This window comes from Paraburkholderia sp. A3BS-1L (genome assembly GCF_051125215.1).
GTDB lineage: Bacteria > Pseudomonadota > Gammaproteobacteria > Burkholderiales > Burkholderiaceae > Paraburkholderia.
Genome location: NZ_CP120444.1, coordinates 465278 through 477788, shown reverse-complemented (window position 1 = coordinate 477788; position 12511 = coordinate 465278). Strand labels below are relative to the sequence as shown.

The following is a 12511-nucleotide window of genomic DNA, read 5'->3' as shown; positions in this document are numbered from 1 at the left end:
TGATAATTGTTTGCATGGTCTGTATGCCACGCTGCCAGACGATCACGCAGGCCGAGAGAAGACCTTAACAAAGAATCAGTGAAAGAGTATCTACAGGAAGACGTCCGTAAGTGACAATTTACGGACAGATGGGGGCATTGGATGCCGCGTCGCATGGGTACGCGTATTGCACGCTCGTCGATAGGGGTGAGGATACCGCCGCGAATTGCGGAAGGAGAAAGTCATGAGGCAAACCGTGTTAGGCGTGTACGACAGCTACGCGAACGCGCGCTCGGCGCAGCGCGCACTCGAGGCCGGGATGGCGCAAGCGGATATTGCCATCTATTCGACATCAGTTGATGCACCTCGCGAAAAAGGGCCACGTGTCTATGTACAGGGCGCTGTCGATACACGCCATCACAGAAAGGTCTTCGATCGGCTTGAGCAGTTGTTCGCACGCATCTTCACGAAAGGATCGTACCCCCCGGATGCGGAGGATTACAGGGAGTTCATGCGTCGCGGGGGAACGATAGTCAGTGCCGATGTTTCTGAAGCACAAGTCGATCAGGCGCTTGAAGTGATGCTTCGAGCGGGCGCTGCTGACATCGAGGAATGCGCCACGGCGTGGCGTCCTGCCGCTTCGAATGCCCAAAGTCCGGAACATGCGGCGCCCTCGGTCAGCGCGATGGCCGACGAACTGGCCAGACAGAACGAGGCAACGCGCGGACGGCAAGGCAACACGCCGGCTGCGTCAGCGGTACGCACGACGCCTGCCACGGTCACGCCGGCCGCGGCGATAGACGATATGCAAGGCACCGCATTTTCGTCAACCGATCCGAATCTGCGGCAGGTATCGACGCGCACGGAAGGGCGCGGACCGACCCCGCCGATAGGGAAGCCGTCGTATGCAACGGACGTGTCTCGTGCCGGGTTCGCGCGCACGAATCAGGATGCGGGCGTCAAATCGCACACCGCCCAGGCAAGCGACGGCAACCCGCCCGCGCCAAAAGCCCGGCGTTCATTGGCTACGGGCAACAGGGATGAGCCTGGTCGTCTCGGCACCCCGCAGGACGACGCAGACTGGCGCGAAAGCGAATTCAGAAGGGACTACGATGCACGCTATGCGAACACGGGCGCGTCGTACGACGAGCATCGACGTGGCTACCCGCACGAGGCGACGCTCGGACGCGACGAGCGGTACCGCGGGGCCGACTGGCAGGGCGTCGAAGCGGATGCGCGGGCGAAATGGGAGGCACGCAATCCTGAGAGCGCATGGGAGCGGTTCAAGATGACCGTCAGGCGCGGTTGGGAACGTGTGTCGCGCGGAGTCTAGTCGATTGCGTCCTTGAATTGGCGTCCCATCGCGCGCAGGCGCACCGTGCGGGCGGCGGAATTCGCTGCTGGACTCACGCTTTATCCAAAGTGACGTAGCGCCAGACTTCAGTTGTCGCGCATTCAAGCCGCTTCCGGAATGTTGCGGCGCGCCTGCGTTGCGCCACCTGTATTTCGTTGCCCTTAAAGAGGATGCTCGCCCGGCTTGCTCAGTTCGGGCTCGAAGAAAATCCAGCGCGCGGGCGCAAAGGCGGCCTGCAAGTCAGTTTCGATCCGGTCGATGGTGCGCACGAGGTCATCGGCGCTATGGTGTGCAACAAGCCGGGCCTGCACGGCCACCACGAAGCTGTCCGACCAGCGCAGTACAACCAGGCTCACGATATGCTCGATCTCGGGACGCGCTTCGAGCCATGCGCGAATGGCCTTGCGATCGCGGAGCCCAGCGGACTCGCCGACAATCTGCGACTTGATCTCACGCATGGAGACGATGGCCACCACCATCATTACGGTGCCCACGCCAATGCTGCCGAGCACATCGAACACGGGGCGGCCGGTGAGCGCCGCGAGCCCCGTGCCGGCGAGCGAGACGAGCACGCTGACGAGCGCGGCGGCATCCTCCCCAATCGAAAGCATGACTTCGAGCTCGCCGGTCTCGCGAAACCACCGCCACAGCCCACCGGCGCGCCGTTTCGTGTCGATCGAGCGAATCGCGGCACGCAAGGCGCTGCCCTCCACAATGGCCGACACGGCGAGCACGGCGATGGCGACGGGCACATGCTGAAGGCCGGCGTGCCGCCATAGCCGCCAGACGCCAATGCCCACAGAACCGAGTCCGCCGACGATGAAGAACTGGAGCGCGACGAGCATTGCGTAGAAATGGGTTTCACGCCCGAAGCCGAGCGGATGCTGTTCATCCGCGTCGCCAACGGCCGCGCGGCGGCCGACGATCAGCAGGATCTGATTCATGCAATCCGCGCTGGAGTGGACTGCCTCGGCAAGCGTCGCGCTGGAGTTCGTCCATGCCGCGGCGGCGAACTTGCCGAGCGCCACGACAACATTTGAAGCGAGCGCATAGTAGACGGCGCGGGGGATGGCGCCGGACGCAGTGTGGGCCGTCGCCCGGTGATCGGCGCTTGCCTTTGCTCGCGTCATCGTCTGATCCTCGCTGGCACCCTCCGAAACGCAGTGGCGCAAGCCCCGAACCCGCGCTGCCCCGGCAGACTCCGCTGCAAGAACAGGATCCCGAAACGAAGTTGCGATACCAAGGCGAGCCGCTGCAGTTCGATGGCGCGAATCTGCTGATGCAATTCGTGGCTGAGGCGGACGGGACGCCGCTCGACTGAAGCATCACCGCCGAAGCGCGGAAAGGCCATGTCGGTGCGTGCGAGCACCTTTGCGGTACCCGCGCGCCTCGTTGCAACCGTTGCTGGCTAGCGGTCCTTGTCTTGATCGTCGCTGGAGGCATCCCTTGCTGCATCTCTTGCGGCGTCCTTCATGTCGCCTGCCTTCTTCTGTACCTCACCGGCTCCCTGCTGGAGGTCGCCTTTGAGTTCCCGGGACTTGTCGCCAGTGACTTTTCCAGTGACTTCATTCGCTTTGCCTTTGAGCTTTTCAGCTTCGCCTTTCACATGCTCTTTGTTCATGATGATTCTCCATTTGTTTGCGCTGAATGCGCGCGGTCTTGGCGCAACGACCGTTCCTGATCGAGCGTTGGAGGAGGTCCGTATGGTATGGGCACACCCGGGTGGCCTAGCGCGGGCGCGCCCGCTTGGAGCCCGCGCGACGCCCGGGCACGACGGGCACGACGGGCATTGCACTTGCGTGAGCGTAGCGTCAACGCACAAGTGTCAACGCACAAGTAGCCCGGGCGGCGAACGCGCCGCACAAGCGCACCGGAACTCGAGTGGCATGCGGCTCGAGGCCGCCGCGCGAACACGCATCAAAAAAGGGGAGTGGTATGAAACGAAAGCTTGATGCCTATGAATCGAAACGTCGCTTCGAAGTGACGCCGGAGCCGCGTGGCCGTGCGGCACGAGGGCGTGGACGCGCGAACGAGAGCGAAGGATCGTTCGTGATCCAGCGGCACGATGCGCGGCGGTTGCATTACGACTTTCGCCTTGAGTTGGACGGCACGCTCAAGTCATGGGCGGTGCCAAAGGGGCCGAGCCTCGACCCTGGCGTGAAGCGGCTTGCCGTGCACGTCGAGGATCATCCCATGGAGTACGGCAAGTTCGAGGGACGCATTCCCGAGGGTAGCTATGGCGCGGGCGAGGTGGCGATCTGGGATCACGGCGTATGGCGGCCCGAGGGCGGCATGCGCGCCGCGCGCGATGGCTATGCGCAGGGCAAGCTCAAGTTCACGCTCGACGGCGAAAAGCTGCACGGTGGCTTTACGCTCGTGCGCAGCGCGATGCACGACGGCAAGCAGGAAACGTGGTTGCTCATCAAGCAGCGTGACGATGAGGCCGTGAGCGAAGACGATTTCCATGTGGTCGACGACGAGCCGGCTGCGGAGCCGTCGCGCGAGCGCGCGGGAACCGGTGGGTCGAAACAGCGCTCAGCGGATAGCGAGGTAGCCGGCACGCAAGCCGAAGCCCGCGTCGCGAGCGCTGCCAGGCCGCGCCGCGCGAGCTCGCGAAAGAGCGTACGCGGCGAAGCTCCAGCGGAGATGCAAGGCGCCGTGCGCGCCGAGCTGCCCGCCACGCTCGCCCCGGAACTGGCGACGCCAGCCGACGCGCCGCCGGAGGGCAATGATTGGTTATACGAACTAAAGTTCGACGGATACCGCGTGCTCGCGCGAATCGATCGTAAGGCGCGCGGCGAGGGCGATGTGCGCATCCTGACGCGCACCGGCAATGACTGGACCGCGAAATTCCCGCGCCAGGTCGAAGCGCTGCGCGCGCTCGATATTGACTCGGCTTGGATTGACGGCGAGGCCGTGGTGCTGGACGATGCGGGCGTGCCCGACTTTCAGGCGTTGCAGAACGCTTTCGATGCGGGCAGGGCCGACACCATTGCGTTCTGGCTATTCGACTTGCCTTGGCTCGATGGGATGGATCTGCGTGCCGTGCCGCTGGAGGCGCGCCGGGCGAAACTCGCCGCCTTGCTGGCCCGCAAGCCCCAGGAGGCCTTGCGTTTTTCCGAAGCATTCGAAGGTGCGCCCCAGGCGTTGCTCGAAGCCGCTTGCGAAGCGAATCTCGAAGGCCTCGTCGCCAAGCGGCGCGATAGCCAATACACCTCCAGGCGCAGCGCGGCGTGGCTCAAGCTGCGCTGCTCACGACGCCAGGAATTCGTTATCGGCGGTTATACGGAGCCTCAGGGCAGCCGCGACGGCTTTGGTGCACTGTTGATCGGCGTGTATGACGACAAGGGCACATTGCAGTACTCGGGCAAGGTCGGCACGGGTTTCGACGCCAGCCGGCTCAAGGCAATGGCGGGCGAGCTGGCCGCGCGCGAGCGCAAGACCTCGCCTTTCGCCGCCGTGCCTGCCGCCGATCGCCGCGCTTGCGTGCACTGGGTAGAGCCCGAACTCGTGGCCGAAGTGCGTTTCAAGACGTGGACGAGCGCTGGCGTCGTGCGTCAGGCGTCGTTCGTCGGCCTGCGCGAGGACAAGCCCGCGCAGAGCATCGTGCGCGAATCGCAGCCGCCGCCCGTGCGACGCAACCAGAGCGAGAGCGCAAGCAAACACAAGGTCAGAACACAGAACCCGAACAACGGCCGGACGGCGAAGGCTGAGAGCACGTCCAAAGCCAGCGGGCCAGCCCCGCATGCCCGGCGCCGTGCAAAGGTGGGCGATACCGAAGTGGCAGGCGTTCGCGTGAGCCATCCCGATCGCGTGATCGATTCGAAAAGCGGCCTCACAAAGCTCGATCTGGTTCAGTACTTCGAGGCGATTTCGCCCTGGCTGCTGCCACATCTCGCACGGCGTCCCGTCGCGCTCGCACGCGCACCCAAGGGCGTGGGCGGGGAGCTGTTCTTTCAGAAGCACGCGAACGCCTTGCAGATTGCGCAGGCCACCCAGCATGCCGATCTGGATCCCGGTCACGCTCCGCTCTTGACGCTCGACTCGACTGAGGCGCTCGTGGGGGCCGCGCAGATGGATACCATCGAGCTGCACACGTGGAACGCGCTCGTGACGAACATCGAAAAGCCCGATCGCATCGTCTTCGACCTCGACCCCGATCCCTCGCTGCCGTGGACGCGCATGCTCGAAGCGGCGCGGCTCACGCGCGATTTGCTGGACGCGCTCGGTCTGCGTGCGTGGTGCAAGACGAGCGGCGGCAAAGGGCTGCACGTGGTCGTGCCGCTGGCGCGCCATGCGGGCTGGGACGAAGCGAAAGACTTCGCGCGGGCTGTGGCGGACCATATCGCCGCGACGCTTCCTGAGCGCTTTAGCGCGAAGATGGGCGCGCAAAACCGCAGAGGGCGCGTGTTCGTCGATTATTTGCGCAATGGGCGCGGCGCGACGACTGCCGCCGCGTTTGCGCCGCGCGCGCGGCCTGGCCTCGGCGTTTCGGTGCCCGTGGCCTGGGACGAGCTGCAGGCCGTGACGAGCGGCGACCAATGGAACGTAGCGAATGTGCGTGAACGGCTCGATAGCCTGCGTGAGGACCCATGGCGCGACTACGCAAAGGCGCGCCAGCGTATTACGGCGGCGATGTGGCGACAGTTGGGGAAGGCAAAGGAGTAAGAGCGCGATAGACGAGCCGGCACAGCAAATGCGCCCTGCGCATGCGCCGGATTGCGCCGGGCGGCTTTGGTCACGTGGCGGAAATCCAGCAGGCCGAGAATACCAACCTTAACGCCGAATTGAATGGCTTACTGCGCTTGCTCATGCCAAGGAAAAAGACCGGAGTCTGGCTCAGATGCCTCGAGCTGCTTTTCAGCCCAACGGGCGCACGACAGAAGAGGAAAACGCTCGCGCGCAAGCCGACGACGGCCAGACCCACCCGTACGCCCGCGCCGAAGCGTACCAACGAACGCCATCCTGGCCGCCCACTTGTGGCGCGCACGCCGGGGCGGTGGGTGCGCTCGTTTCACTCCGCGCCCGCGTTGCCCGGTCGGCTCGTCAATCACCTGACGTACGCGTTATATCTGCCAGCCGCAGTGACATCCTGGGCGGACATACCCCTCGTGGTCATGTTGCATGGCTGCAAGCAAACCGCGGAGTCGTTTGCTGCCGGCACACGCATTTGCAGGGTCGCAGAGCGCGCCGGATTCGCCGTGCTCATTCCCGAGCAGGCAAAGACCGCGCACGCACACCGTTGCTGGCACTGGCACGAGAGTCTGGCGCATTCCGAGGCGCCTGCCGTTGCGTCGCTCGTCGAAGAGATTGTTGAGGCGCACGGCTTCGACCGCGAACGCATCTATCTCGCGGGGATTTCGGCAGGAGCGGGCCTCGCGGCGTTGCTCGCAGTTCATTATCCAGAGCGCTTTGCCGCCGTTGGCCTGCATTCAGGCCCGGTGTTTGGCGCCGCGAATTCCGCCATGACCGCCATGCGCGTCATGCGTGACGGCAGCCGCGAAGATCCCCTGCGTCTCTTGGAGGCGGCTGTGGATCTGGCCCACCATCCGGGCATGCCGGCCATTATTGTCCATGGGGAGCTTGATGCGGTTGTCTCGAAGCGCAACGCCGCGCAGCTCGCCGTCGAATTCGCGCGGCTCAACCGGCTGATCGATGCACAAGGCGCCATGCGCGTCGGCGAGCGACGGACATACAGCCGCGATGCGGTCGAGTACACCGATTATCTGGGGGCGGGGCGGCTCGTCGTTAGAGTCTGCATCGTTCGGGGTCTGGGCCATGCGTGGAGCGGCGGCGACCCACGCGAAGCGTTTCATTCTGGCAAAGGTCCCGACGCAACGGCGATGCTGTGGAATTTTTTTCGGCGCCAGCGGCGGTCGGTGAAGCGACTGCCATAACGTCTCGTTGGGGTGTGGCGCTCAGCGTGAGACGACGGCTGTGTGTTTTGACGGTCCCGGAGAGGGGCATCACGGGCACTACTCGTCGTGCCCGCTACGGCGTTTGTCATTCATCGTGGGTACGGGCGGTGCGCAACATGGGGTGTTTGAGGAGGGTACATGATGAAACCTATGATGAATGCAACGCACACGATTTTGATGGCACTTCTGGCAGGCATGGCACTCGTCACGGCAGACGCGGCCTTCGCGCAAGTCTATGTCACGCCGCAACCACAGCCGCGGTACGAAGAGCCGGCTCCCGCCCCGGCGCCTGGCGTGGCGATCACGCTTGGGTGGCACGGCGACCGCTATTGGGACGGCCACCGCTATTGGGAGCATGACGAATGGATGCACCGTCATCCCCATGAGTATGACCCGCGAGGCGATCGTGAGCACGAAGACCGCGACCGCTAATAGCACGCCTGAGGCGAGGGGCAGCGCGCCTGTCTGCCTTGCGCGACAGGCGCGTTCTTCTCGCTAAAACACTCGTCTACGCGATGAATCTCCACTGCCGTCGAACTCGTCGAACGATGGCGTCTAACTGGTCGGCAACCTGCGCGATGATTCTGTCGCGCTGACTTTGTCGCGCTGACTTTGTCGCGCTGACTTTGTCGCGCTGACTTTGTCGTATTGACGCAATGCGCGCTTCGAGGCACGGCCGTTGCGTAACACGAGGCGTGACCATGTGGAGCGTGGGTCCGTGCGACGTGGCGGAAGGTTTCCTCGGCCAGTTGCGCCGCAGCCCGCGCCATTCAGGAGTTGACAATGCTTTATTACGCCCTCGTGTTTTTCATCATCGCCGTGATCGCCGCCTTCTTCGGGTTTGGCGGCATCGCTGTCGGAGCAGCGAGCATCGCCAAAATCCTGTTCTTTATCTTCGTCGTCCTCTTCGTTGTGAGTCTGCTGTTTGGCGCTTTACGGCGTTAATGGCGTCTCTGAAGCGGGGCGAACGATGCAATTGCCTCATGAAAACCCGCGGAGTCCGTTGGCCGAGAGGCCACTCGTTGAAACACGGAGACCGCCCGGCACATGCATGGGCGGTCGACATGCGTCCGGGGCTCGCCACCACCGGAACCGACAATGACCCGAGCGGCATTCTGACTTACTCCCTCGCCGGTGCGCAATATGGATTCGACCTGCTGTGGATATGCGTGCTCTCGTACCCGTCGATGGTTGCGCTTCAATTGATCGCGACGCGCGTTGCAGCGGTGACTGGCAAAGGCCTCACGGAAAACATGCGTGAGCACTATTCACGTTGGCTATTTCTGCTCGCGGTTGGGCGCTTTCTTTTGGCGAATACGCTGAACATGGCCGCAGACATGCTGGCGATGGGCGAAGGCGCGCAGCAGATTTTTCGCGGCCCGGTGGCACTTCTTACGCTCGCATTCGCCGGCGCATCACTTGCGCTCCAATGGTGGGTGCCGTACGCGCGCTACGCAGGCGTCGTAAAGTGGCTTTGTATCGCCTTGTTCTGCTATGCAGGCACGCTGCTTGTGGCCGACGTGCAGTGGCGGGTGGCGGGATGGCACGCGTTGGTGCCGGACGTGACATTATCGGAAGGCTTTCTGGGAATGCTGGTAGCCGTACTCGGTACAACCGTCAGTCCCTATCTGCTGTTCTCGCAGGCCGAAGAGGAAGTCGAGGAACGGGGAGACGATGCTTCGCAAGCCAACGTCGATCGTGCGCAATCGCGTGAAGAGCCGCGCCAGTTACAAGGAAAGCGCCATGAAACGCTGATTCGCACACTGCTGTCGAATGGGGCAGGCGCACTCATTCTGTGCGCTTCGGCAGCAACGTTGCACGCGCAGCACATGCAGGTCAATTCGGTTAGCGACGCAGCGAAAGCGATTCTTCCTCTTGCGCATGGATTTGCCGCGCAGGTCCTCGGTCTTGCGCTCCTGGGCACGGCGCTTCTCGCGCTACCACCGCTGGCCGGTTCGGCGGCGCACGCAGCGGCGAGTTCGTTCGGCTTGGCCCGGGGCAAATGACGCGACCGCCGCATCGCCGTCGTGCTGCTCGTCCTCATGGCAATGAGCGCCGCCACCGCCCTGCTCTTTGGGGCACTCGGCGTGGATGCGGTGAAGGCCTGTTACTGGAGTGCGTTGACCAATGGCATGACAGTGACGCCGGTGCTCATTCTGCTCGTCCTTTTGAGCCGTCACCCAGAAGCCGTCGGCACGTTGAAATTTCATTGGTTCGTGCGCGCATTGAGTTGCTTGGCGGTCGTTGCTGCGGGAGCAGCGTTGACCGCGCATACGATATTGCCGTTTCTCTAACGCTATGCGGGAACGAACATACCGATCGCTGCCAGGGCCATGAACGCAGTCGCTGTCCAGCCTCCAACTTTCAGGAGCCCTGAAATGGCAAATTTGCCCATCATGCGACGACTGGTCCCCATCAGCATGACGACGATCATAACGGGTACGGCGGCAAGACCATTGATGACGGCGCTCCAGTAAAGCGCCTTTACCGGGTCGAGGTGCAAGAACGTAATCGCTACGCCGCCCAGGATGGCCAGGACAATGACGGAATAGAACTCGCGTGCCAGCGTGAGATGCAGGGACAGGCTGCCGCGCCACCTGAACGCGCCCGCCGCGCCGTAGGCCGCGGAACCGGCAAGCACGGGCAGCGCGAGCAGCCCGGTTCCCACGATGCCCGCGGCAAATACGAACGCAGCGAAACGACCGGCGATGGGCGTAAGGGCTTTCGCCGCGTCTGCGGAAGTCTGAATAGAGACGTGGTGAACATGCAGCGTGGCTGCCGCGGTCAACATGATGAAAAAGCCCACGCCATTTGAAACACCCATACCGATCCATGTGTCTGCCGTAATCCTGTCGAGCTGCCGGTATGCACGGAACGAAGAGACCCAGCGCAGCGAATGTTCGCCCGGCTTCGATCGGAGCTCCTCGACTTCCTGTGAAGCTTGCCAGAAAAAAAGGTAAGGGCTGATCGTGGTCCCGAGTACGGCGACAATGGTGGTGAGATATTTGCCAGACAGCTGCGCACGCGGGTGAACCACGGAAAGCGCGACTTGCGCCCAGTCGACAGGCACAACGAACGCAACCGCGACGTACGTAAAGAGCACGATGGTCAGCCATTTCAGAAAGCGGGCGTAGCTTTCATAGGGCAGGCAGATCTGGACTATCGCGGAAAATGCGCCCAGCGCCACTGTGTACAGTTGCTCCGGGCCGTGCACCAGCAAATGGATGGCCGCACCCATGGCTGCCAGGTCCGCGGCGATGTTGATCGTATTGGCAATTGCTAGAAGCAGCACGAGAACGATCACGATCCAGCGTGGACCGAAGGCGCGCATGTTGGAAGCAAGCCCTCTGCCGGTCACCCGTCCGATTCGCGCGCTGATCATCTGAATGGCGACCATCAGCGGATACGTCAGCAGCAGCGTCCATAGCAATGAGAGACCAAATTTCGCGCCGGCCTGCGAGTAGGTCCCGATTCCGCTCGGGTCGTCGTCGGCACCGCCCGTTACGAGTCCGGGTCCGAGGCGGGACAGCCAGGATCGTTCCGTTCGATCCGTTACGGCGGCTTCTGGTTCAAGCTTTTGATTGTCGGCCACGAAAGTTTCCTGCAACGCGCGGGATGCGATGTTGCCGGGAACGCGCAAGTCCCGTGCCGCGCCCGAATATATTGTCATGAGCTAGGCACGCTGCTTTGGCAAGGTCCTGACAGTATCGTAATCTGGCGCGTCGCCGGCTCAATGCGGAGGAGAACAGTGTCTGAAACGCTTCCACAGCTTTTTCATTGTCCGATGATCGGCTGCGACGCGCGAGGCGAGAAAGCCCCGTGCGAAGGAGGCGCCCGGCGCCGTTTCAGGTGACGTTTGAGGGAGTGCCTTCAGAAGCCGATCGGCAACGACGGCGTCGTTTCGCCAACCCAGATCATCCTGGAGCGCGGTTAGCGCTTCAACATAATGTTGGACGGACCGCCTCGCGCACAGTGACGCGAAGAACTCGGTGGCATACCGAACTTTCTTTGCCGCGATGCGGGCGCGGTGGCGATGGTGAGCGTCGAGGCCGGCCAGACCTTTGCCGCGGCGAATCAGTTTACTGTGACGACGGCGCAGGACATTCGCGGCGAATTGTCTTGCTGGACGGCTGATTGCTTCGCGCTGTTCGTCGGACATTTCAACTCTCCAGCTTCCTCGCTGCAACCACAATGCGAGTTGAAGCGCGAGTCGCGTGTAGCGAACCGACTCGACTGCAGCGGCCGCCCGTTGCCGGTTGCTGGCGGCGATCTGCGCGCATGCCTCGCGCACGGGCAGAATCTCGTCCGGAGTCGTGTTTGCGCCGGCATGTTCGAGCGTCGACCCCGCGAGTACCTCCCAGTCCCGCGCAGCGCCGAGTTCAGCGGCAATCCAGCGCAATTCATCGTCAAGTCCGGGAGGCGCGGGAATGACTTTTCCAAACAGACCAAGCGCCGAGCGCAAACGGCGAAGCCCCACGCGCATCTGATGAACGCTCGACGGCCCATGGCCGGAGACGACACCGCGCTCGTTGGCGGCGACCTGATCCAGACAATTGCGCGCGATGGTGCAGAAGGCGTCTTCGACAGAGTCTCGCTTGTTCAGCTGCACCGGCTGCGCCTTCACGGCCGCGCAGTGCTCAGTGAGGAGCAGGCCGTAGCCGATGTCAGCCTTGCTGAAATGGTCGATACGCAAGGGCACAGATTCGAGCAGTTCCAGTGCGACCTGGTACAGGCTCTCTGGCTTACCCCGCTTCAGCTCAAGTTCCACCGCTGCGATCGGCTCAGAAGCCGACTGCGCTTCGATGGTTCCCTCGTCGAGCGCCACCTCAAGTTCGTCGCCAGACGACAAGCGCAGCGGATAGACTGAGCGCCTGATCCGGGTGACAAACACGGGGTTTAGCTGTGCGACAGTCGCGTCGTCGCGAACCAGCCTGCCGCAGTCACTATCGTCAGGGATGCGATCCCGAAGCAACTTGAGATCGGGGACGTTGCTCTCGACGGGTGTTTCGAACTCGTCCCTGTCGAAAAGGCCCGCCCGCGCCGACCCTTCCCGCTTCAATGTCTGGAACCTGTCGTTGCCGTCGGTCCGCACGCGCAAAGAAGCCTTGCAGCTATGAAATTCAAGCGAAGGCGTATCGAAATAGGTAGTCGTCAACAACCGGGGGCGCCTGGCCGCTCCCTCGTGCTGCTTACCTGGCGGGTGACGACGCAACGCCACAAGGTCCTCATTGGATACCCGCAACTTCAGCTCGCGCTCCAT

General features: G+C 63.0%; 11 protein-coding genes. 7 read left to right on the top strand and 4 right to left on the bottom strand.

What is annotated here, in order from left to right:
- Nucleotides 1-244: 244 nt before the first annotated feature.
- Complete coding sequence (locus tag P5W99_RS27295) at nt 245-1312, top strand: hypothetical protein (RefSeq protein ID WP_421073384.1); 1068 nt, start codon at nt 245-247, stop codon at nt 1310-1312.
- A gap of 182 nt (nt 1313-1494) precedes the next feature.
- Here the strand turns inward: P5W99_RS27295 and P5W99_RS27290 are convergent, their stop codons facing one another.
- Entirely contained in the window at nt 1495-2463 is a 969-nt protein-coding gene (locus P5W99_RS27290; protein WP_421027897.1) for a cation diffusion facilitator family transporter, read from the bottom strand.
- Between the two features lie 278 nt (nt 2464-2741).
- Nucleotides 2742-2954, bottom strand: coding sequence for a CsbD family protein (locus P5W99_RS27285; RefSeq protein WP_421027896.1), 213 nt, complete (start codon nt 2952-2954; stop codon nt 2742-2744).
- A 314-nt stretch (nt 2955-3268) separates the two neighbouring features.
- Here P5W99_RS27285 and ligD point away from each other — a divergent pair, with 314 nt between their 5' ends.
- From ligD to P5W99_RS27255, 6 genes are all read left to right on the top strand, one after another.
- The gene (gene ligD, locus P5W99_RS27280; protein WP_421027895.1) at nt 3269-6001 is read left to right on the top strand and encodes a DNA ligase D; all 2733 of its coding nucleotides are present in this window, start codon (nt 3269-3271) and stop codon (nt 5999-6001) included.
- A 143-nt stretch (nt 6002-6144) separates the two neighbouring features.
- A complete protein-coding gene (locus tag P5W99_RS27275; RefSeq protein WP_421028046.1) occupies nt 6145-7230 on the top strand; it encodes an extracellular catalytic domain type 1 short-chain-length polyhydroxyalkanoate depolymerase in 1086 nt (361 codons plus the stop codon).
- A gap of 162 nt (nt 7231-7392) precedes the next feature.
- Entirely contained in the window at nt 7393-7683 is a 291-nt protein-coding gene (locus P5W99_RS27270) for a hypothetical protein (protein ID WP_421028045.1), read from the top strand.
- A gap of 351 nt (nt 7684-8034) precedes the next feature.
- Nucleotides 8035-8196 (top strand): DUF1328 domain-containing protein, encoded by a 162-nt coding sequence (locus tag P5W99_RS27265; protein ID WP_421027894.1) that lies wholly within the window; start codon nt 8035-8037, stop codon nt 8194-8196.
- Nucleotides 8196-9257 carry an NRAMP family divalent metal transporter gene (locus P5W99_RS27260; RefSeq protein ID WP_434665266.1) on the top strand — a complete coding sequence of 354 codons (1062 nt, stop codon included), beginning with the start codon at nt 8196-8198 and terminating at the stop codon, nt 9255-9257. The genes P5W99_RS27265 and P5W99_RS27260 overlap by 1 nt, the downstream gene beginning before the upstream one ends.
- Before the next feature lie 21 nt (nt 9258-9278).
- Nucleotides 9279-9545, top strand: a complete 267-nt coding sequence (locus P5W99_RS27255) for a hypothetical protein (protein ID WP_434665264.1) — start codon at nt 9279-9281, stop codon at nt 9543-9545.
- A gap of 2 nt (nt 9546-9547) precedes the next feature.
- Here P5W99_RS27255 and P5W99_RS27250 read toward each other — a convergent pair whose 3' ends face one another.
- The gene (locus P5W99_RS27250; RefSeq protein ID WP_421027892.1) at nt 9548-10843 is read right to left on the bottom strand and encodes an NRAMP family divalent metal transporter; all 1296 of its coding nucleotides are present in this window, start codon (nt 10841-10843) and stop codon (nt 9548-9550) included.
- 138 nt (nt 10844-10981) lie between these two features.
- Complete coding sequence (locus P5W99_RS27245) at nt 10982-12511, bottom strand: CHAD domain-containing protein (protein WP_421027891.1); 1530 nt, start codon at nt 12509-12511, stop codon at nt 10982-10984.

Coding starts and splice junctions, on each gene's coding strand:
- P5W99_RS27290 (WP_421027897.1), bottom strand. CDS start 2,463: ATGACGCGAGCAAAGGCAAGCGCCGATCACCGGGCGACGGCCCACACT.
- P5W99_RS27285 (WP_421027896.1), bottom strand. CDS start 2,954: ATGAACAAAGAGCATGTGAAAGGCGAAGCTGAAAAGCTCAAAGGCAAA.
- ligD (WP_421027895.1), top strand. CDS start 3,269: ATGAAACGAAAGCTTGATGCCTATGAATCGAAACGTCGCTTCGAAGTG.
- P5W99_RS27275 (WP_421028046.1), top strand. CDS start 6,145: ATGCCAAGGAAAAAGACCGGAGTCTGGCTCAGATGCCTCGAGCTGCTT.
- P5W99_RS27270 (WP_421028045.1), top strand. CDS start 7,393: ATGAAACCTATGATGAATGCAACGCACACGATTTTGATGGCACTTCTG.
- P5W99_RS27265 (WP_421027894.1), top strand. CDS start 8,035: ATGCTTTATTACGCCCTCGTGTTTTTCATCATCGCCGTGATCGCCGCC.
- P5W99_RS27260 (WP_434665266.1), top strand. CDS start 8,196: ATGGCGTCTCTGAAGCGGGGCGAACGATGCAATTGCCTCATGAAAACC.
- P5W99_RS27245 (WP_421027891.1), bottom strand. CDS start 12,511: ATGGAGCGCGAGCTGAAGTTGCGGGTATCCAATGAGGACCTTGTGGCG.